At 66.2% G+C, this 20,905-nt stretch carries 20 protein-coding genes and 1 tRNA gene; 7 read left to right on the plus strand and 14 right to left on the minus strand.

All coding sequences use genetic code 11. From position 1 onward, the window contains the following. Positions 1–18: 18 nt before the first annotated feature. From DIZ22_RS19815 to DIZ22_RS19825, 3 genes are all read left to right on the plus strand, one after another. Positions 19–339 carry a hypothetical protein gene (locus tag DIZ22_RS19815; RefSeq protein WP_107917516.1) on the plus strand — a complete coding sequence of 107 codons (321 nt, stop codon included), beginning with the start codon at positions 19–21 and terminating at the stop codon, positions 337–339. 197 nt (positions 340–536) lie between these two features. Next, positions 537–2,309, plus strand: a complete 1,773-nt coding sequence (gene recQ, locus DIZ22_RS19820) for a DNA helicase RecQ (protein WP_048936194.1) — start codon at positions 537–539, stop codon at positions 2,307–2,309. Positions 2,310–2,442: 133 nt separating this feature from the next. Next, positions 2,443–2,871, plus strand: a complete 429-nt coding sequence (locus DIZ22_RS19825) for a TIGR01244 family sulfur transferase (protein ID WP_010335591.1) — start codon at positions 2,443–2,445, stop codon at positions 2,869–2,871. A 193-nt stretch (positions 2,872–3,064) separates the two neighbouring features. Here the strand turns inward: DIZ22_RS19825 and dmeF are convergent, their stop codons facing one another. Beyond that, the gene (dmeF, locus tag DIZ22_RS19830; RefSeq protein WP_048936195.1) at positions 3,065–4,093 is read right to left on the minus strand and encodes a CDF family Co(II)/Ni(II) efflux transporter DmeF; all 1,029 of its coding nucleotides are present in this window, start codon (positions 4,091–4,093) and stop codon (positions 3,065–3,067) included. Continuing rightward, on the minus strand, positions 4,090–4,362 hold the full coding sequence (locus DIZ22_RS19835; protein ID WP_010335593.1) for a metal/formaldehyde-sensitive transcriptional repressor: 273 nt from the start codon (positions 4,360–4,362) through the stop codon (positions 4,090–4,092). Before DIZ22_RS19835 ends, dmeF begins: the two co-directional genes overlap by 4 nt. A 735-nt stretch (positions 4,363–5,097) precedes the next feature. Here DIZ22_RS19835 and crtY point away from each other — a divergent pair. From crtY to DIZ22_RS19855, 4 genes are read left to right on the plus strand one after another with little or no spacing between them, the layout of a single operon-like run. Next, positions 5,098–6,246, plus strand: coding sequence for a lycopene beta-cyclase CrtY (gene crtY, locus DIZ22_RS19840; RefSeq protein ID WP_048936196.1), 1,149 nt, complete (start codon positions 5,098–5,100; stop codon positions 6,244–6,246). Beyond that, positions 6,246–7,727 carry a phytoene desaturase gene (locus DIZ22_RS19845; protein WP_048936197.1) on the plus strand — a complete coding sequence of 494 codons (1,482 nt, stop codon included), beginning with the start codon at positions 6,246–6,248 and terminating at the stop codon, positions 7,725–7,727. Before crtY ends, DIZ22_RS19845 begins: the two co-directional genes overlap by 1 nt. A 31-nt stretch (positions 7,728–7,758) precedes the next feature. Continuing rightward, on the plus strand, positions 7,759–8,340 hold the full coding sequence (locus DIZ22_RS19850; RefSeq protein WP_048936436.1) for a TIGR00730 family Rossman fold protein: 582 nt from the start codon (positions 7,759–7,761) through the stop codon (positions 8,338–8,340). Positions 8,341–8,394: 54 nt separating this feature from the next. Further along, on the plus strand, positions 8,395–9,384 hold the full coding sequence (locus DIZ22_RS19855; RefSeq protein WP_080993504.1) for a phytoene/squalene synthase family protein: 990 nt from the start codon (positions 8,395–8,397) through the stop codon (positions 9,382–9,384). Between the two features lie 303 nt (positions 9,385–9,687). On the opposite strand, the gene DIZ22_RS19860 is transcribed toward DIZ22_RS19855, so the two are convergent. The 12 genes from DIZ22_RS19860 to DIZ22_RS19915 form a co-directional block, all read right to left on the minus strand. Then, the gene (locus tag DIZ22_RS19860) at positions 9,688–11,034 is read right to left on the minus strand and encodes an ammonium transporter (protein WP_048936200.1); all 1,347 of its coding nucleotides are present in this window, start codon (positions 11,032–11,034) and stop codon (positions 9,688–9,690) included. A 13-nt stretch (positions 11,035–11,047) separates the two neighbouring features. Continuing rightward, entirely contained in the window at positions 11,048–11,386 is a 339-nt protein-coding gene (locus DIZ22_RS19865) for a P-II family nitrogen regulator (protein ID WP_004209785.1), read from the minus strand. A gap of 156 nt (positions 11,387–11,542) precedes the next feature. Continuing rightward, positions 11,543–12,118 (minus strand): DUF924 family protein, encoded by a 576-nt coding sequence (locus DIZ22_RS19870; RefSeq protein WP_122928681.1) that lies wholly within the window; start codon positions 12,116–12,118, stop codon positions 11,543–11,545. An 87-nt stretch (positions 12,119–12,205) separates the two neighbouring features. Next, positions 12,206–13,648, minus strand: coding sequence for a metalloprotease TldD (gene tldD / locus DIZ22_RS19875; protein ID WP_048936437.1), 1,443 nt, complete (start codon positions 13,646–13,648; stop codon positions 12,206–12,208). Between the two features lie 56 nt (positions 13,649–13,704). Continuing rightward, on the minus strand, positions 13,705–13,932 hold the full coding sequence (locus tag DIZ22_RS19880; RefSeq protein WP_048936202.1) for a zinc-finger domain-containing protein: 228 nt from the start codon (positions 13,930–13,932) through the stop codon (positions 13,705–13,707). Positions 13,933–13,986: 54 nt separating this feature from the next. Next, positions 13,987–14,166 carry a hypothetical protein gene (locus tag DIZ22_RS19885; RefSeq protein WP_048936203.1) on the minus strand — a complete coding sequence of 60 codons (180 nt, stop codon included), beginning with the start codon at positions 14,164–14,166 and terminating at the stop codon, positions 13,987–13,989. Between the two features lie 149 nt (positions 14,167–14,315). Then, a tRNA-Val gene (locus DIZ22_RS19890) sits at positions 14,316–14,391 on the minus strand. Between the two features lie 68 nt (positions 14,392–14,459). Then, the gene (locus tag DIZ22_RS19895) at positions 14,460–15,449 is read right to left on the minus strand and encodes a MarR family transcriptional regulator (protein WP_048936204.1); all 990 of its coding nucleotides are present in this window, start codon (positions 15,447–15,449) and stop codon (positions 14,460–14,462) included. Positions 15,450–15,669: 220 nt separating this feature from the next. Continuing rightward, positions 15,670–16,521: a D-amino-acid transaminase gene (locus tag DIZ22_RS19900; protein WP_048936205.1), complete on the minus strand. Its 852-nt coding sequence runs from the start codon at positions 16,519–16,521 to the stop codon at positions 15,670–15,672. A 207-nt stretch (positions 16,522–16,728) separates the two neighbouring features. Beyond that, on the minus strand, positions 16,729–18,246 hold the full coding sequence (gene rpoN / locus DIZ22_RS19905; protein ID WP_048936206.1) for an RNA polymerase factor sigma-54: 1,518 nt from the start codon (positions 18,244–18,246) through the stop codon (positions 16,729–16,731). Positions 18,247–18,291: 45 nt separating this feature from the next. Continuing rightward, positions 18,292–19,077 carry an LPS export ABC transporter ATP-binding protein gene (gene lptB, locus DIZ22_RS19910; protein WP_010336951.1) on the minus strand — a complete coding sequence of 262 codons (786 nt, stop codon included), beginning with the start codon at positions 19,075–19,077 and terminating at the stop codon, positions 18,292–18,294. Positions 19,078–19,229: 152 nt separating this feature from the next. Next, positions 19,230–20,864, minus strand: coding sequence for an arylsulfatase (locus DIZ22_RS19915; RefSeq protein WP_048936207.1), 1,635 nt, complete (start codon positions 20,862–20,864; stop codon positions 19,230–19,232). Positions 20,865–20,905 lie beyond the last annotated feature (41 nt).

A 20,905-nucleotide genomic window follows, 5' to 3' on the forward strand; every position in this document is an offset into this window, starting at 1 on the left:
GAGGCGGGAAGAAGGACCATGGCGGTTCGTGGTAAATGGTGGATCGTCGCTGCGGTGATTGTCGTCGTGCTGCTGGCGGCGCTGGCGTGGAACTGGTCGACCTTGCGGGCCCGCGCGCAGCTCGGCTCGGCCTATGGCGCGCGGCTGACCTGTTCCTGCCGCTATGTCGAGGGCCGCGCCATGGGCAGCTGCCAGGGGGACAAGGAGCCGGGCATGGCGATGGTACGGCTGACCGACAAGCCGGAGGAGCGGGCGGTCGAGGCGCATGTCCCGCTGCTGGCGTCGCGCACCGCGCGGTTCAAGCCGGGCTGGGGCTGTCTGCTCGATCCGGCAGGGTAAGCGCATGTTTGAGAAATCGCGAAAGAGCGATTTCTGATACGGCACCAGCCCGCTCCCCCACCCGGCCACCCAACGGCAGTATTCTATGGGTGGCCGGGTGGGGGAGCGGGCTGGTGCCGGAATGCGCCATCTGGCGCATCTCAAACAGACACTCCGCGCTACTGGCACCTGTGGCCCTGACTCGCTAAGGCCAGTCCATGCCCCGCGACATTCCCACGCTGCTCCACGATATTTTCGGCTTCACGACGTTCCGCGGGGTGCAGGAACAGGTGGTCGGGCGGGTCATGGCGGGGCAGCCGACCCTGGCGATCATGCCGACCGGCGCGGGCAAGTCGCTCTGCTACCAGTTGCCGGCCGTGGCACTCGATGGCTGCTGCGTCGTGGTCTCGCCGCTGATCGCGCTGATGCATGACCAGCTGCGCGCCGCGACCGCGGTGGGCATCCGCGCCGCCAGTCTGACCAGCGTCGATGCCGACTGGCGCGAGACGCAGGATCGGCTGCGCAATGGCGAGCTGGACCTGCTCTATGTCGCGCCGGAACGGGCGAGCGGCGAGGGGTTCCGCAATCTGCTGCGCTCGACCAAGGTCGCATTGTTCGCGATCGACGAAGCGCATTGCGTGTCCGAATGGGGGCATGATTTCCGCCCCGACTATCGATTGCTGCGGCCGCTGCTCGATGAATTTCCCGATGTTCCGCGGCTGGCGCTGACGGCGACGGCGGACGCGCATACCCGCAAGGACATCCTCGTCCAGCTCGGCATTCCCGAGGATGGCCTCATCATCTCGGGCTTCGACCGGCCCAATATCCGCTATGCCGTCCATCCGCGCGATGGACTGACCCGGCAACTGGCCGATCTGCTCGCCGCCAATCCGGGGCCGGGCGTGGTCTATGCGCCGACCCGCGCCGCGACCGAGAAGCTGGCCGAGACGCTGGGGCGCGGTGGCCGGGCGGTGCGCGCCTATCATGCCGGCATGGACCCGGCCCAGCGCGCCGCCAACCAGGCCGCCTTCATCGCCAGCGAGGATATGGTGATGGTCGCCACCGTCGCCTTCGGCATGGGGATCGACAAGCCTGACGTGCGCTTCGTCGCCCATGCCGGCCTGCCCAAGTCGATCGAGGGCTATTATCAGGAATCGGGCCGCGCCGGCCGCGACGGCGAACCGGCGGTCGCACATCTCTTCTGGGGGGCGGAGGATTTCGCCCGTGCCCGCCAGCGCATCATGGAGCTGGAGCCGGCGCGCCAGCAGGGCGAGCGGGCGCGGATCGCGGCGCTGGGGGCGCTGGTGGAAACGGCGACCTGCCGCCGGGCGATCCTGCTGCGGCATTTCGGCGAGAATCCGCCCGCGACCTGCGGCAATTGCGACAATTGCCTGACCCCGCCGGCCAGTGTCGACGCGACCGAGACCGCGCGCAAATATCTCTCCGCCGTCTATCGCACCGGCCAGAGCTTTGGCGCGGGCCATATCGAGGCGGTGCTGAGTGGCGCCGTCACCGACAAGATTCGCGAGCGCGGGCATGACAAGATTTCCGTCTATGCGATCGTCGATGGCGATGAGACGACGCTGCTGCGGCCGGTGTCGCGGGCGCTGCTGGTGCGGGACGCGCTGGAGACGACCGAGCATGGCGGGCTGATGCTCGGCCCCAATGCCCGGCCGATCCTGCGCGGCGAGGAGGAAGTGCGCATCCTGGTGCCGCCGCGGCGCGAGCGGAAGAAGCGCAACGCCCGCAATGGCAGCGACGCCAATCCGGTTGGCGATCCGCTGTTCGACGCGCTGCGCACCTGTCGCCGCGAACTGGCGCAGGATGCCGGGGTCCCGCCCTATGTCATCTTCCATGATTCGACGCTGCGCGAAATGGCGGAGCAACGGCCGGCGACCATCCATGAACTGGGCATGGTGAGCGGCGTCGGGCAGAAGAAGCTGGACGCCTATGGCGATGCCTTCCTGGCGGCGATCCGGCCCTATCTGTAGCGGATGAGCGTGTGGCCCCGTTTCTCGACAGGCTCGAAACGAACGGATGAAGGGGCATCGATGCCGGTTGGGCGTGCAGACGCTTGAATCCTGTGGCGGGCGGGCGCATGGCGGGGGCGAAGGAGATTTGCCCATGTTCCGCCAGCTGACCGACCGCCTCTATGTCTCGCCCCAGATCAGTGTCGATCAGGTGGAGACCGCCAAGGCGCTGGGCGTGACCATGATCATCAACAACCGCCCCGATGACGAGGAGCCGGGCCAGACCAACGGTGCTGCGGTCGAGGCAGCGGCGATCGACGCCGGTGTCGCCTATGCCGCCGTGCCGGTCGCTCATGGCGGCTTTGCCCCCTGGCAGCTCGACGGCATGGCCGCCGCGATGGAGCAGGCGGGCGAGGGCAAGATCCTGGCCTATTGCCGGTCGGGCACGCGCAGCACCCTGCTGTGGGCGCTGACCCGCGCGCGGGCCGGCGACGATGCCGATGCGCTGTCGGCGCAGGCGACGGCTGCGGGCTATGATCTTGGCCCGGTGCGCCAGATCATGGATGCGTTGAAGCCCGCCTGAAAATAGGATTTCGTCCGCTTAACTTCGCATATTTCCCGCACATTTCGACATTTCCTTACGCAAGTAGGAAATCATGTTGCGAGGGGATGGGGACGCCGGACGATGGGAAAGAGCCGGGCGCAGCCTAACATGGGCCCGGCTCTGTAGGACAGGGCGGGGGAGCGGGCCGGAACCGGCTTTCTCAAGCGGACGTTCAGCCGCACTCCACGGTGACATGCTCCATGCGCGGCAGGCTGCGCACCCGTTCACGGACACGGGCGCCGTCGGCGCCGGGGGCGAGGCTGATGATCGCGGCATGGGCGTGCGGGCCGATGCGCCAGACATGGAGGTCGCGGATGGTGGCGCCTTCGGCTTCGACCAGGCCGCGCACCCTGGCCATCAGGGCAGGTTCGGCGGTGTCGAGCAGGATGGCGGCGGTGTCCTTCATCAGGCCCCAGGCCCAGCGGGCGATGACTACGGCGCCGAGCAGGCCGACCGCCGGATCGAGCCACCACCAGCCCAGATAACGGCCGGCCAGCAGTGCGGCGATCGCCAGCACCGACGTCAGCGCATCGGTCAGCACATGGACATAGGCGGCGCGCAGGTTGTTGTCGGCATGGCCGCTCTTGTGGTCGTGATCATGGTCATGATCGTCATGCGCGTGGCCGTGCCCATGATCATGGCTATGGTCGTGGCCGAGCAGCAGGGCGCTGACCAGATTGATGACTAGGCCGACGATCGCAACCAGGGTCGCCTCGCCAAAGGCGACCTTCACTGGCTCGAACAGGCGCATGCCGGATTCGATCGCGATGAACAGCGCGGTCAGCAGCAGCAGCAGCGCCGAGGCAAAGCCGGACAGGTCGCCGACCTTGCCGGTGCCGAAGGTGTAGCGCGGGTTGCGGGCATGGCGTTTGGCATAGCTGTAGGCGGCGGCCGCCACGGCCAGCGCGCCGGCATGGGTGGCCATGTGGAAACCGTCGGCCAGCAGCGCCATCGACCCGGTGATCCAGCCAAAGGCGATTTCCACCACCATCGTCGCGGCGGTCAGCCAGACGACCCACAGAGTGCGCCTGGCATTCTTGTCATGCCCGGCGCTCAGATAGATATGGTCGAAATAATGGCGTTCCTCGCCATCCTTGTCGGTCGGTGGCGGGGCGGCCGGGGCGGGATGATGCGCATGGTCATGGTTGCAGCCGGCGCCATGATGATGGTGCCCATGGGCGTGATCGTCGTGCATCGTCATTTCCCGTAGCGGCGGATCAGCGCCAGCATTTCTTCGGTGGCGGCCGTGCGCGCTTCGTCGGTCAGGCCGGGGCGGGCGACATGTTCGCGCATATGCTGTTCGATCAGCTCCTCCATCAGGCTGCCGACCGCGCCGCGCACCGAGGCGACCAGCTGCAATGTTTCCGAGCAGCCGGCATCGCCCGCCAGCTGGCGCTCGACGGCGTTGACCTGCCCGGCGATGCGGCGCACCCGCGCCAGCAATTTGTCCCGATCCGCGATGATGTGCATAGGGTACCCCCCTATACTATGTGGATAAGTTGAGCAAGGCTGGGGGATGGAGCGGGGGCGCCAGTTGGAGCCGAGAATCGACGCGACAGTCGAAGTTCACAGTGTCGTGCGGGTAAATTCGGGCCAATGCGCCGGCCAAGCGCCTGCCGCGCGCCGGTGAAGCGACAGGCGCGCGACAACCGGGTCAGGATGACGCGCCTTCGACGCGACAGGGAGAGGACAACGAGGCGACAGGAAAGCGACACTGGCGCGCCGGTCGGGCGACACCGGTCTGGCGGCGAGGGCTGGAAAGAGGAGCGGGTGTCCATCGTCCACGGTAGATCAGAGAAAGGCCGAGTAGGAAAGCGGGATGCCGGGTCAAGCCCGGCATGACGGACGGGGGGATGGCAACTGATGACCATAAGCCACCCTCACCATCATCGTCACCCTGAACTTGTTTCAGGGTCCATTCCTCCCATAAGACCAATAGTTTGTGGGGCCTGATGGATGCTGAAACAAGTTCAGCATGACGTCGGTGGGATGGCCGCAACCTACCCAAATCAGTCATCCCAGCGTAGACTGGGATTTCTATTTTCTTTGAGAATGGGGGGCAAGAAATAGTGGGATGTCGTTGAGAGACACGTGCCTCGCAACAACCTTCGCTGGCATGACGGGATAGGGGACCGCCTGTTCTCCCCCCATCCCTGCCTGCCCGTCCCGCTTTGCCTTTGGCGTCGGCGCCGCTAACAGGAGTGGGTGGCTGATCTGGAATGCGATCTTGCGATTATGGGTGGGGGCCTTGCCGGGGGGCTGATCGCGCTTGCCTTTGCCGAGCGGCGGCCGGGTACGCGCATCCTGTTGATCGAGCAGGCCGATCATGTCGGCGGCAATCATATCTGGTCCTTCTTCGACGGTGATGTGGATGCGCGCGACCGCTGGCTGGTCGATCCGCTGGTCAGCAGCCGCTGGTCGCAAGGGCATGAAGTGCGCTTTCCCGGCTATCGGGGGCAGTTCGACACCCCCTATAACAGCATCACCTCCCCCCGTTTCGACGCGCATGTGCGGGCGGCGATGGGCGATCACCTGCTGACCGGGGCGCAGGTGGCGACGATCGGCCGGCAATTTCTGGTGCTGGAGGACGGACGCCGGATCAGCGCCCCTGCGATGATCGATGCGCGGGGCGCGGGCGACCTGTCGGCGCTGCGCTGTGGCTGGCAGAAATTCGTCGGGCAGACGCTGCGGCTGGCGCAGCCGCATGGAATTGCCCGGCCGGTGATCATGGACGCGACGGTGGCGCAGATCGACGGCTATCGCTTCGTCTATCTGCTGCCGCGCGACGCCCGGACGATCTTTGTCGAGGATACTTATTATAGCGACGGATCGGCGCTGGACGCGGCAGGGATCGCGGAGCGGATCGCCGCCTATGCGCAGGCGCAGGGGTGGCAGGTGGAGGAAGTTATCCACAGCGAGAGCGGCGTTCTGCCGGTGGTGCATGGCGGCGATTTCGACCGCTACTGGCCAGCCGATGACCCGGTCGCGCGGGCCGGGGTGAAGGCCGGCCTGTTCCAGCCGATGACCGGCTATTCGCTGCCCGATGCGGTGCGATTCGCGACCTGGCTGGTGGAGCAGCCGCTGAAGGGCCTGCCGGCGGCAACGCGGACCTATGCTGCGGCGCACTGGAAGAAGGGACTTTATTATCGGCTGCTTGGCCGGATGCTCTTCGGCGCTGCGGTGCCGGACCAGCGCTGGCGCATCTTTGCCCGCTTCTATCGGCTGCGGCCGGGACTGATCCAGCGCTTCTATGCCGGGCGATCGACCATCGCCGATCGCATCCGCATCTTGTGCGGGCGTCCCCCGGTGCGCATAAGGGATGCCATGCACGCATTGCTGAACCCACCCGCCTGATGGAGCGGAAAGCGATTGTCATTGGCGCGGGCTTTGGCGGCCTGGCGCTGGCCATCCGTCTGCAGTCGGCCGGGGTGGCCACCACCCTGATCGAGGCGCGCGACCGCCCCGGTGGCCGCGCCTATATGTGGGAGAAGGACGGCTTCACCTTCGACGCGGGGCCGACGGTCATCACCGATCCGGCCTGCCTGGCCGAATTGTGGCGCCTGTCGGGGAACGACATGGCGCAGGATGTCAGCCTGGTGCCGGTGTCGCCCTTCTACCGGCTCAACTGGCGCGACGGCACCAATTTCGACTATTCCAACGACGAAGTGGCGCTGCGCGCGCAGATCGCCAAGCTCAATCCGGAAGATGTCGCGGGCTATGAGCGGTTCCTGGATTATGCCGACGGCGTCTATGAGGAGGGCTATCGCAAGCTCGGCTCGGTCGCCTTCCTCGACTTCGCCTCGATGGTGCGGGCGGGGCCCAGCCTTGCCAAATATCAGGCCTGGCGATCGGTCTATTCGATCGTGTCGAGCCATGTGAAGGACGAGAAGCTGCGCCAGGCGCTTTCCTTCCACAGCCTGCTGGTCGGCGGCAATCCGATGACCACCAGCGGCATCTATGCCCTGATCCACAAGCTGGAGAAGGATGGCGGCGTGTGGTTCGCCAAGGGCGGGACCAACCGGCTGGTGCAGGGCATGGCGACCCATTTCGAGCGGCTGGGCGGCGTGATGCGGCTGGGCGACGCGGTGGTCGAGATCGAGACCCATGGCGACCGGGCGGTGGCGGTGCGCACTGCGTCGGGTTGGCGCGGGGAGGCGGACGCGATCGCCAGCAATGGCGACCTGATGCACAGCTATCGCGATCTGCTGGGCCATCATCCGCGCGGTCAGAAGCAGGCGGAAAAGCTGCAGCACAAGAAATGGTCGCCCAGCCTGTTCGTGCTGCATTTCGGCATCAAGGGCAGCTGGCCGGGCATTCCCCACCATATGATCCTGTTCGGCCCGCGCTATGAGGGGCTGCTGACCGATATCTACAGCCATGGCGTGCTGCCGGCGGATTTCTCGCTCTATCTGCATCACCCGACCGTCACCGATCCGTCGATGGCGCCGGAAGGCTATTCGACCTTCTATGCGCTCGCCCCGGTGCCGCACATGGGCAAGCTGCCGATCGACTGGGATCGATTCGGTCCGGCCTATGCCGAGCGCATCCTGGACGAGATTCAGCATCGGCTGATCCCCGACATCCGGTCGCGCATCGTGACACAATTCCATTATGCGCCGAGCGACTTCGGCCGCGACCTCAATGCCCATCTGGGCAGCGGTTTCAGCCTGGAGCCGCTGTTGACCCAGAGCGCCTGGTTCCGCGCCCATAATCGCGACGATGTCATTCCCAACCTTTATCTGGTAGGGGCCGGCACCCATCCCGGCGCGGGCATCCCCGGCGTGGTGGGCAGCGCCAAGGCGACCGCGGCGCTGATGCTGCAGGACATGGCTTGAGGAGCGCGCGGCGCTTCGGGACTGGAAGATGATGAAAAGACTGGCTGTTTATTGTGGTTCGGCGACGCCGGCCGACCTCACCTATATCGACGCGGCGCGCCATGTCGGCCGCACTTTGGCACAGCGCGGCATCGGCGTCGTCTATGGCGGCGGGCGGCTGGGCCTGATGGGCGCGGTGGCGGATGCCGCGCTGGAGGCGGGCGGCGAGGTGATCGGCGTGATCCCCGAGGCGCTGGTCGGCGCCGAAGTCGCGCATCGCGGCTGCACCGAATTGCACGTGGTGGAGACCATGCACCAGCGCAAGCAGCTCTTCACCGACCTGTCGGACGGCTTCGTCACGATTCCGGGTGGCGTCGGCACGATGGACGAGCTGTGGGAAGCGATCAGCTGGGCGCAGCTGGGCTATCATAACAAGCCGGTCGGCCTGCTCAATGTCGCGGGCTTCTATGACCAGTTGATCGGCTTCAACCGCCAGATGGTGGAAGCCGGCTTCATCCGGCCGCAGCATGCCGGCATCATGATCCATGATGACAGCATCGAGGGGCTGCTGGAGCAGATGGCCGCCTATCAGCCGCATGAGACGATCTTTGCGATGAAGGCCGCGCGGCTCTGAAATAATATTCCCCTCCCGCTTGCGGGAGGGGTTAGGGGAGGGCATGTCCGCTTCATGGACTTAACAGGCCCTCCCCCGGCCCCTCCCGCAGGCGGGACGGGAGAATGGAATCGCCCCGCCCTGGTCGCCCATGCCCGCGACAGCATTGCGCGGGGCTCCAGGAGCTTTGCCATGGCGTCGAAGCTGTTCGACCGGGTGACGCGCGAGCGGGCCTGGCTGCTCTACGCCTGGTGCCGCAAATGCGACGATATCGCCGATGGGCAGGACCATGGCGGGACGATGCGCGGCGTCGCCGACGGGCAGGCGCGGCTGTCGACCCTGCGGGTGCTGACCGATGCGGCGCTGCGCGGCGAGCCGACCGGCGACCCGGCCTTTGACGGCTTTGGCGTCGTCATGCGCGAATGCGCGATCCCGCACCGCTATGCCCATGATCTGCTGGAGGGGTTTGCGCTCGATGCGCGCGACTGGCGGCCGCGCAGCGAGGCCGACATGTTGCGCTATTGCTATCATGTCGCCGGCGCCGTGGGCTGCATGATGGCGGTGCTGATGGGCGTCGACCCGGAGGATGAGGCGACGCTGGACCGGGCCTGCGACCTGGGCATTGCCTTCCAGCTTGCCAATATCGCCCGCGACATCAGCGAGGATGAACTGGCCGACCGCTGCTACCTGCCGGTCGAGTGGCTGGTGGAAATGGACATGCCGCCCGGCGAGCATATGAAGCCCTGGCTGCGGCCGCAGCTGGCGATATTGGGGCAGCGGCTGGCCGATATGGCGGCGGCCTATGAGGATAGTGCGCGGCATGGCACCGGCGCGCTGCCGGCGCGGGCGGCCTGGGCAGTGCTGGCGGCGGCGGGCATCTATGGCGACATTGCGCGCGAAGTCGCGCGGCGGGGCGAGCATGCCTGGGACCATCGCGTGGTGACGCCGGGGCGCGAGAAGCTGGGCTGGGTGATCCGCGCGGGACGGCAGGTGCCGGGACGGGCGCGGCGCTGGCCGGCAGGGGCAGCGCGGGCTGTGGGGTTGTGGACACGACCGACTGTCTGACTTTGGGTGGGTTCCGCTATTCCCCTCCCGCACGCGGGAGGGGTAGCGAGACTTGCGCGCGCAGCGCGTTAGTCGCAGCGGGGTGGGCTTTCGCGATGCCCAGCCCACCCCCTAACCCCCTCCCGCCTGCGGGAGGGGGAACATGTCCGCTTCTGGTCGCTGCCAGCCCCCCCAATTCCGACTGCCTGCCCTGTGGATAAAAATAGGGCCGGTACTTTCGTACCGACCCCAAGGCATGTTCGCAGGAGGAACAAGGTGAGGCGGGCGGGCCGTATCCCGGTCGGGCGGCCCGCCCTGCCAATCTCAGTAGTTGTAGGCGCGTTCGCCATGCTCGCCGAGGTCGAGGCCTTCATATTCGACCTCCTGGCTGACCCGCAGGCCGGTGATGGCCTTGGCGATGAAGATGGCGATGGCGGTGCCGATCGAGGCCCAGATGATGGTCACGACGACCGCTTCGATCTGGACGAGCAGCTTGGCGCCGATTTCATAGTCCGCCGCGCCGGGGCCGCCGAGGGCCGGCGAGTAGACGATCGCGGTACCGATGGCGCCGATCATGCCGCCGATGCCGTGGATGCCGAAGGCGTCCAGGCTGTCGTCATAGCCAAGCTTGGGCTTGAGCACGGTGACGGCATAGAAGCAGACGATCGAGGCAACAGCGCCCAGCACGATCGCACCGAACGGACCCGAGTTGCCGGCGGCCGGGGTGACCGCGACGAGGCCGGCGATGACGCCCGAGCAGAAGCCCAGGGCCGACGCCTTGTGGCCATTGACGCGTTCGATCAGCATCCAGAACAGGCCGCCCGATGCGGTGGCGACGAAGGTGTTGATCATGGCGAGCGCGGCCGAACCATTGGCTTCCAGCGCCGAACCGGCGTTGAAGCCGAACCAGCCGGCCCACAGCAGGCCGGTGCCGACCGCAGTCAGCGTCAGGCTGTGTGGCGCCATCGGTTCCTTGGGATAGCCGATACGCTTGCCCAGGATGATCGCGGCGACCAGCGCCGAGACGCCGGCGTTGATGTGGACCACGGTGCCGCCCGCGAAATCGAGCGCGCCGGCCTTGAAGAAATAGCCCGAAGCCGCCCAGACCATGTGCGCGATCGGGAAATAGACGATCGTCAGCCAGACGGCGGCAAACACCATCACGGCCGAGAATTTGATGCGTTCGACCACCGAACCCAGCACCAGCGCTACGGTGATCGCGGCGAAGGTCATCTGGAAGCAGACGAAGACATATTCCGGAATCTCGACGCCGGCGGTGAAGGTCGCGGCCTGCGAAGCGGGCGTGATGCCCTTCAGGAAGGCCTTGTCGAAGGTCGAGACGACGTTGGAGAGGCCGCTGGTATAATCGGGGCCAAAGGCCATCGAATAGCCGTACATGACCCAGATCAGCATGGCGAGGCAGGCGGCGGCGCCGATCTGCGTCATCACCGACAGCATGTTCTTGCTGCGGGCAAGGCCGCCATAGAACAGGGCGAGGCCCGGCAGGATCATCAGGAAGACGAGGATGGTGGAGGTCATCATCCAGGCAACGTCGCCCTTGTCCACGGTCGCGGCCGGCGCGGCCGCGTCCTGTGCCCAGGCGGGTAGCGCGGCGAACAGCGAAAGGCCGGTGGCCCCCAGCGCGCCGCAAATCTTCTTCGAAAAGGTCATCATTCCCCCCTTCTTACAGCGCGGTTTCGCCGGTCTCGCCGGTGCGGATGCGCACGGCCTGGCCGACATCGAGGACGAAGATCTTGCCATCGCCGATCGCGCCCGAATTGGCGGCGGCCTGCGTCGCTTCCACCACGCGCGGCGCGAGGTCGTCGTCGCAGACCACCTCGATCTTGATCTTGGGAACCATGTTGGTGGAATATTCGGCGCCGCGATAGATTTCGGTCTGGCCCTTCTGGCGACCAAAGCCTTTCACTTCGCTGACCGTCATACCGGCGATGCCAAGCGAGGAAAGAGCCTCGCGGACATCGTCAAGCTTGAACGGCTTGATGATAGCCATGACAAGTTTCATGTCGCCCCCTTATTTGGTGTGCGGCGACATACCAGCAAGAGGCGTGCCAATTTGCTAATGACGCATTAACGCGGGATTTCCACTAGGGGAGATTGTTGCGCCGCCGAAAAAATGTGCAGATGCACAGCCATGCCTAAAAAATAGGCATGTTCCCGCCTACCATTGCGATCCTTCGGCGACCGCTGCCGCTTCGGCGGGCAGGGTGGTGCGACCAAGGGCAGCGTTGCGATGGGGGAAACGGCCGAAGCGCGCGATGGTTGCATGATGCTGGCGGGCGAAATCGAGCGACCGGGTGTCGCCGGTCCCTTCGAACAGGGAGAGCGACAGCTCCTGATCGGCCAGATCCTCGCTATGCTGGAACGGCATGTAGAAGAAGAGCCGGCCCGCCCCGCCAATCTGGATGTCATAGCCCAGCGCGATGGCGCCGCGCACTACCTCACGGGCGATCGGGTCGGTGGCAAAGGCCTGGGCCTGGCCGCGGAACATGTTGCGGGGCAGTTGGTCGAACAGCAGCACCGCGGCCAGCGCATCGTCGGCGCGGTCGAGGAAGCTTTCGGGCGGAAGCGTCCGCTTCTCGCTCCACAGGACGGCGAAGCGGTCGATGCAATGCTGGTCGAGCGCCGGATCATGGCTGTACCAGCCTTCCTCGCCCACCTGGTTGAACCAGAAGTCGAGCAGGGCCGCCGCCCAGTCGGCGGTCACGGCGTCATGGCTGTCGGTCAGCATGTTCATACGCAAAATACGTATCGATCGCCGCCCGGTTCCTCGGCCCATGGCGGCGGCGGGTCGGGTGACCGCGCCGCCATGGAAGGAATGGGGTCAGGCGGCGGTGCCGCCGACGGTCAGGCCATCCATCAGCAGGGTCGGTTGGCCGACGCCGGCCGGCACGCTCTGCCCACCCTTGCCGCACATGCCGATCCCTTCGTCGAGCGCCCAGTCATTGCCAATGCCGATCACCTTGGTCAGCGCGGTCGGGCCGTCGCCGATCAGGGTCGCGCCCTTGATCGGATCGCCGATCTTGCCATTTTCGACCTTATAGGCCTCGGTGCAGGAGAAGACGAACTTGCCCGAGACGATGTCGACCTGGCCGCCGCCAAAGCTCTTGGCGAAGATGCCCGACTTGACGCGCGACAGCAGCTCTTCCGGATCGTCCTGACCACCCTTGATGAAGGTGTTGGTCATGCGCGGCATCGGCGCATGGGCGTAGGATTCGCGGCGGCCATTGCCGGTCGGCGCGACGCCCATCAGCCGGGCGTTGAGGCGATCCTGCATATAGCCCTTGAGGATGCCGTCCTCGATCAGGATATTTTCCTGGGTCGGCGTGCCTTCGTCGTCGATCGACAGCGAGCCGCGGCGATCGAGGATGCTGCCATCGTCGACCACGGTGACGCCCGGCGCGGCGACGCGCTGGCCGATGCGGCCGGAAAAGGCGCTGGTGCCCTTGCGGTTGAAATCGCCTTCCAGGCCATGGCCGATCGCTTCATGGACCAGCACGCCCGGCCAGCCGGGGCCGAGCAGCACGGTCATCTCGCCGGCGGGGGCGGCGACCGAGCGGAGATTGACCTCGGCCTGGGCCAGCGCCTCGTCAATGGCGCGGTTCCAGATCTTGGGGTCCATCACCTGATCATAGAGATAGCGGCCGCCGATACCGAACACGCCGGTTTCGCGCCGGCCATTTTCCTCCAGGATGACCGAGACGTTGAGGCGGACGAGCGGGCGGATGTCGCTGGCGGTGAAACCGTCGGCGCGGACGATCTCGATCACCGACCAACTGCCGGCTAGGCTCACCGAAACCTGGGCGACGCGCGGGTCGCGGGCGCGGGCGGCGGCGTCGATCGCGGCGCACAGGGTCACCTTCTCGGCGAAGGGCACCAGCTCCAGCGGATTGGCGTCGGTATAGAGGTGGCGATTGGTGCGCTGGGGCGGCGGGGCGGGCTGGCCCTTGGCCGGATCGAGCAGGGTCAGCGTCTGCGCCGCCTTGGCGATGGCCGCTTCGCTGAGGTCATTGGCATGGGCAAAGCCGGTCATCTCGCCCGAAACGCCGCGCAGGCCAAAGCCCGCATCGGTCGAATAATCGGCGGTCTTGAGCCGGCCGTCGTCGAAGCCGAAGCTCTCGCTGGCGCGATATTGGAGGTAGAGCTCGCCATCGTCGCAGGCCGCAAGCGCCTGCGCGGTCAGGCGGCGCGCACCATCGGGATCGAGCAGGCCCGGACGATAGAGCAGGCCGCGGGCATCAGTGAATTGCGAAGCGAGATCGGTCATGCCGCCCGATATAGGCGCGGCATGACGGATGCCCAATGGAAATTTTAGAGGGTGCCTTAGAGGCTGGCGCCCGAGGCGATGTCCGGCTCGTTGCCGATCTCGGCATTGTCGGCGACGCCGCCGGCCAGCACGAAGCGGCGATCGCAATAGCCGCAATCGACATAGCCATGCTCGTCGATTTCCAGGAAGACGCGCGGATGGCCAAGGGCGGCGGGAATGTCACCCGAACCGTCGCAGGAGACGCGGGACTTGGTGACTCGGATGATTTCGGGCGGCTGGATCATGGGAGGCGGAATTAGCAGCGGTAACGCGGCGCCGCAATATCTGGCAGCGCGCGATTACATCAGCGGATAGCGGGGCTGGGTGCAGCCGGCGTCGGCGGGGGGCTCTGCCGCGATCCTTGCGCTTGGGGTCTTGGGTTGCCAGTCGGCGCAATTGCCGACCGCCATCACCGCGAAGGGCGACAGCATCAGCAATATCGGCGCGACGGAGCCGCCAAGGAAGAAGCTGATCGGCATGGGCGGGAAGATGCCGGAACCATGCTTGCTGCAGGATGAATGTTACGGGTGCGGATCGGGGCTGGTTTTGCCTGGAAGGCTAAGCCCTCGCTGTCGCTCGGGAGTTTCGCTGGCAGCCGTCCCCCTGACGGCTTCTCATTCGGCGAAACTGGTGGGCGATGACGGGCTCGAACCGCCGACATTCTCGGTGTAAACGAGACGCTCTACCAACTGAGCTAATCGCCCCCATGGGGTGCGGGCGCTTCTAGATTTTTTTGGGCGCGGGTCAAGCGGCCTTTATCCGATGGGGTAGATCAGTGCGCGCGATAGCGATGGCTGGCGCTGAACCAGCGCATGAGCTTCTCGGCCGCGTCGTCGGCGAGCGCGATGAAGATGCGGCGGCCGTCATGCGGATCGGCACGACGCTCGACCAGGGCCTTGTCCGTCAATGTGCGAATCCAGCGCAGCGCCGTGGTCGGCGGCACGGCGGACGCGATGCACAGGCTGGAGACAGAGACATGGGCCTGTTCCAGACGGGCGGCGAGCAGGTCGAGCATCATGTCCCAGGCCGGATCGGCGAACAGGTCGCCGGGCAGGAAATCGGCGCGCAGCCGGCGGGCGCGGAGCAGGTCGCAGACCTGGGCGGCGGTGACGGAGGCGGTTTCCGCCATGGTGGCCGCACCGATCGTGGCGATGGCCGGCATGCCCGTATAGCTGCCCTGGCGATCGGCAATGCGCGCGGGCATGTCGAACGCGGGCAGCGTAGGGCGCGGCCGATCGGTCAGGGCTTCGATCGTGCGAGCAAGACGGCTGACTTCCTCGCTCAGCCGCTGCAGCCGGTTGCCGTCGCTTTCATGGGTGGCGTCATGCAGATTATGGGGCATAGCATCGCCGTGCGCGGCGGCGAGCAGGGCGGCGGCGATGTCGCTATTGTCGGGACTGCACAGCAACTGGGTCTGCGGGCTGCGCATGCAGGCATAGGCCATGTCGAGTGTCTCGATCCCGGCGAGCAGGACGACCGCCATGCGATTCTGGATCGCGATCGTCTCGACCTGAACGATCAGCCGTTCGAGCAGCGGATCAGGCTGGTGGCAGTGCAGCAGGACGACATCGCACCCGACCTGCATGTCGAGCCGGACGGCGGCCTGATCGAGCGGCACGGTGCCGAGCAGGCGCAGGCCGGCGGCATGGGCCAGCATGGCGGCATCGTCGAACCATTCGTCATCGGCAACGATCAGCAGCCCACGCCGGTCATCCGGCGCGGCATAGGGGCTATCATGATCGGTCGAGAAGGGATCGGCCATCACCACGCAATCTCCCGTGCCTGTTATGTTCCGCAGCTTAGCCGCTTGCCCACCGGGCGCAGCCGGCGCTGACTCCATAATGGCGCAAATGCACGGGGCTGTCGTGATGGCCGTCACGCACCCACGATATCGGGGGGAATGCGGAAACGAAAAGGGCGCCGGTTGATGCGGGCGCCCTTTTCTGCCTATTCGATCCGAAATGGACTCATTTCGTCGCAGGTCAGACCGCGGTGCGGCGGGCGAAGTCGATATAGAGTTCGCGCAGCCGGGTCGCGACCGGGCCGGGGGTGCCGTCACCGACCGGCTGGCCGTCGATCCTGACGATCGAGAGGCAGAAGGTCGAGGCGCTGGTCATGAAGGCTTCCTTGGCAGCGAGCGCTTCGGCGAGGGTGAAGGAGCGGCGGATGACGGCGATGCCGCTTTCCTCGGCAAGGGCCGTCAGCGCCGCGCCGGTGCAGCCGGCCAGCACCGACTGGCTGTAGGGGCGGGTGACGATGCCTTCGTCGGTGACGATGAAGGCGGTGGAGGAGGCGCCTTCGGTGATGAAGCCATCCTCGATCATCCAGGCTTCCTGCGCGCCGGCTTCCTTGGCCGCCATCTTGGCCATCGCCTGGGCGAGCAGGCCGACGCTCTTGATGTCGCGCCGCGCCCAGCGCAGGTCGGCCATGGTGGCGACCGCGACGCCGGTCTTCGCGGCGGGCACGTCGAGGAAGGTCTTGTTCTGGACGAACATGAACAGAGTGGGCTGCAGCCCGGCCGGCGGGATGAAGTCGCGGGTGACGTCAGCGCCGCGGGTGATCTGGAGATAGACCAGGCCCTCGCCAAGGCCATTATGGGCGACCAGCGCCTTCTGCGCCGCCTCGATCTCGTCCAGGGTCAGCGGCAGGGCGATGCCGATTTCGGTGCAGGAACGTTCCAGCCGGGCGAGATGGCTGGCGCTGTCGACCAGCCGGCCATCGATCACGGCCGCCACTTCATAAATGCCGTCGGCGAACAGGAAGCCGCGATCGAGCGGGGAGATGCGGACGTCTTCGAGCGGCAGAAACTGGCCGTTGAGATAGGCGACGGACATGGCGGCGGGCGATCCTTGATCTGGTGATTTACGCCGCCGCTTTTGCCGCCGCGGCGGCCGGGGTCAAGGCGGCGAAATAGGATTTGCGGCGCTTAACTTCGCATATTTCCCGCACATCGTGACATTATCTTGCGCTGGCCTGATCCTATCGGAAAGTCAGGGGATGGCAGCGCCGATGATAGGGGAAAGGCCCGCTGTAGGACAGGCTCAGGCGGCCTTGCCCTTGAGTGCCTTTTGCCGGCGGCGCTGGACCGAGGAGCCGATGCCCATGGATTCGCGATATTTGGCGACGGTGCGGCGGGCGATGTCCATGCCCTTGGCGCGCAGCAGGTCGACCAATGTGTCGTCGGAGAGGATGGCATGGGCCTCCTCCGCGCCGATCAGTGCCTTGATATGGCTCTTCACCGCCTCGGCCGAGACGGCGCCGTCGCCATCCGCCGCCGCGACGCCGCTGGTGAAGAAATATTTGAGTTCATAGAGGCCGCGCGGGCAGGAGAGATATTTGTTCGAGGTGACGCGGCTGACGGTCGATTCATGCATCTCGATCGCGTCGGCGACCGCGCGCAGCGTCAGCGGCTTGAGATAAGCGACGCCATTGCGGAAGAAATCCTCCTGCTGGCGGACGATCTCGCTCGCTACCTTGATGATCGTCTTCTGCCGCTGGTCGAGCGCCTTCACCAGCCAGTTGGCGCTGGCGAGGCAGTCGGCCAGCCAGGCCTTGCTCGCCTTGTCCTGCGGGCCGCCGGCCAGTTCGACATAATAGGTGCGGTTGACCAGCACGCGGGGCAGGGTGGCGCTGTTGACCTCTATGCCCCAGCCCTCGCGGGTGCGGCTGACGAACAGGTCGGGCGTGACCGGCGTGGCGCTGTCGCTGGCGAAGCGCAGGCCGGGCTTGGGATCATAGCCGCGCAGTTCGCGGATCATGTCGGCCAGATCTTCTTCATCCACGCCGCAGATGCGGCGCAGCTGGGGCAGGGCGCCCTTGGCCAGCAGGTCGAGATTGGCGAGCAGCCGCTGGATGCAGGGATCGTAGCGGTTCGCCTCCTTTGCCTGAAGGGCGAGGCATTCGGCGAGCGAGCGGGCGCCCACGCCGGTGGGATCGAAGCTGTGGATAACTTCGAGCACGGCCTCGACCGTGAAGAGTGGCACGCCCAGGCCATGGGCGGTCTGGAGCAGATTGGCCTCCAGATAGCCCGCTTCGCTGATCTGGCCGATCAACTGGGTGGCGATCAGCAGGTCCATGCCCGACAGCGTGCTGCGGGCCTGGTCCATCAGATGTTCCTGCAGGCTGGGCGCGGCATTGGCGAAACTGTCGAAATCGACCGCTTCGCCCGAACCGCTGCCGCCGCCGAGCATTTCGAGCGAGCCTGAGCCGCTGCCCGCGGCCATGCGGTCGGCCGGGCCATCGTCGATGAAGGTTTCCGCGCCATGATCGACATCGAGCGGGCTGTCGGCGCCGCCCAGCCCCTGGGCGATCAGATCGTCGCTGGCGCCGGTTTCAGCGGCCAGGGTCGGCGCCTCCACCTCGCGGTCGACGCCGCTGCCGTCCCGGCCGCCGTCATCGGCGGCACCCTGTTCGAGCAGCGGGTTCTTTTCCAGTTCGCCCGCGACGAACGCCTCGATCTCCAGATTGGACAGCGCCAGCAGCTTGATCGCCTGCTGGAGCTGCGGCGTCATCACCAGAGACTGGCTCTGGCGGATGTCGAGGCGTGGCCCAAGCGCCATCAGCCGGGCCGTCCTGCATCAGCGAGGGGGCGCCGGCCGATCATGTCAGAGCTGGAAATTCTCGCCCAGATAGAGGCGGCGAACATCGGGATGGGCGACCAGTTCGGTCGGGCTGCCGGCGAACAGCACCTGGCCGCTGTAGATGATGCAGGCGCGGTCTACGATTTCCAGCGTCTCGCGCACATTATGGTCGGTGATGAGGACACCGATGCCGCGCGTCTTGAGCTGCTTCACCAGGTCGCGAATGTCGGCGATCGACAGCGGATCGATGCCGGCGAAGGGCTCGTCGAGTAGCACGATCGAAGGATCGGCGGCCAGCGCGCGGGCGATTTCGCAGCGACGCCGTTCACCGCCCGACAGCGCCATGGCGGCAGAATCGCGCAAACGGGTGAGGCCGAATTCGTCGAGCAGCTGTTCCAGCTTCTCGGCACGGGCGGCCTTGTTGGGTTCGGCCATTTCCAGCACGGCGCCGATATTCTGTTCGACCGTCAGGCCCCGGAAGATCGAGGTTTCCTGCGGGAGATAGCCCAGGCCCAGGATCGCGCGGCGATACATGGGCAGGCCGGTAATATCCTGGCCGTCGAGGATGATGCGGCCCTGGTCGGGACGGACGAGGCCCATGACCGAATAGAAGCAGGTCGTCTTGCCCGCGCCATTGGGGCCGAGCAGGCCGACGACCTCGCCCTTGCCCACGGTCAGCGACACGTCGGACAGGACGACGCGCTTGTCATAGCTTTTCGCGATCGAGATGACGGACAGGCCCTCGCCCACTTCCTGCGGGGCGAGCGGTCGCGCCGAAGCGGCCCTGTCCTGGATCGTCACATCGTCCATCACTTCAATCCTTGTGCCGCCAAATCGGGGTGCGGCGGACATGGGTCCGCCTGCGGCAATTGGCAAGCTTTGTGCATGGGATCGCCGCCGGGGCAAGGGGAAAATGCGATGGAGAAGAGGGGGATGGGCGTGCCATCCCCCTGATGCGCGGGTTATTCCACCATGATGCGCGGGTTGGGCAGGACGACGCCGACATCGCTGGCATAGGCGTCCCACGCCTTTTCCAGCGCCGCCCGGCGCGCCGGTTCGCGGGCGGACAGGTCCGTGGTCTCGCCCGGATCGGCGGCGATGTTGAACAGATGCCATTGGCCATCGCCGGCATCGGTGATCTTCCAGTCGCCCTGACGCAATGCGCGCGAGCCGAACAATTCGGTGCCGATCGCCTCGCTGGCGGGATGCACCGTCTGCGCCGTGCCGGCGAGCCAGGGCGCCCAGCTGGTGCCACGGATCGGCTGGACGGTGCGGCCCTGGAACGTCCCCTTGGGCGGGGCGATGCCGGCAAGGTCGATCAGCGTGGGGGCGACGTCCATGACATTGAGATAATCATGGGCGATGCTGCCGGGCTTCTTCACCGCTGGTCCGGAGAGGAAGGCGGTGGTGCGGGTGCCACCCTCGGTCGCGAACGCCTTGTAGAGCCAGGAGGGGGTGGTTGCCGCCTGCGCCCAGCCGGGGCCATAGCTGATATAGCTGCTGTCCTTGCCGAGATTGTCATAGCTGTTGTCGGCCGCCTCGGCGCGGGCGCGGAAGCGGGGATTCTTGGCATGGACCAGGTCCATCCCCTCGGCGCCATTGTCGGCGAGGAAGAGGATGACGGTGTTGTCATATTCGCCGCTGGCCTTGAGCGCATCGATCACCCGGCCGACATTCTGGTCGAGCCGGTCGACCATCGCGGCATAGATTTCCATCGTCCGCGACGCGGTCTTCTTTTCGTCCGGGGTCAGCTGCGCCCAGGGCTTGCTGTTTTCAAGGGGATGCTGCGCGGCGCTGGCCGGGACCAGGCCGAGCGCGACCTGCTTCTTCAGCCGCTCGGCGCGCAACGCTTCATAGCCCGCCTCATAGCGGCCCTTATATTTGGCGATGGTTTCGGCCGGGGCCTGTAGCGGCCAGTGCGGCGCGGTGAAGGCGAGATAGGCGAAGAAGGGCTTGTCGTCCTTGGTCGCCTTGATCTGGTCGATCAGCTTGGTGGCGAAGGCGTCGGAGGAATAATAGTCGCTGGGCAGGCTTTCGAGCGTGCGGCCATCCTCGCGATAGGTGGTGAAGCCGGGCTTGGGCGTGGCCGAAATGTCGGTGCCATAATGATTGCCCGCCCCCTGCAGTAGCGCGAAGCTGTGCTGGAAACCGCGGGCATGGGGATCCTGCTGCGGCGTGAGGCCGAGATGCCATTTGCCAGAGAAGAGGGTGCGATAGCCGCCGGCGGTCAGGACTTCGGGCAGGGCGGCGATGTCGGTGCGCAGATAGCCTTCATGACCGGGCTTGCCGACCTGATTGGGGGCCTGCATTTCCGCCATGGTGCCAAGGCCGGCGCGATGATTGTCGGTGCCCGACAGCAGCATCGACCGGGTTGGCGAGCAGGTGGGCGCGGTGTGGAAGCCGGTCAGGCGCACGCCCGACAGAGCGAGCCGGTCGAGATTGGGTGTGGATATCTCGCTGCCAAAGGCGCCGAGATCGGAATAGCCCAGGTCGTCGGCGACGATCACCAGGAAATTGGGACGCTTTTCCTGCGCCGCCGCGGGCGTGGTGAGGGCGGTGGCCAGCGCCAGGCTGGCAAGGACAGTGCGGAGCTTCATGGGGTCTTCCGTGAAAAGGGGCCGCGTCCGGAAGGAACGCG

The organism is Sphingobium sp. LF-16 (genome assembly GCF_003711185.1).
Taxonomy (GTDB): domain Bacteria; phylum Pseudomonadota; class Alphaproteobacteria; order Sphingomonadales; family Sphingomonadaceae; genus Sphingobium; species Sphingobium yanoikuyae_A.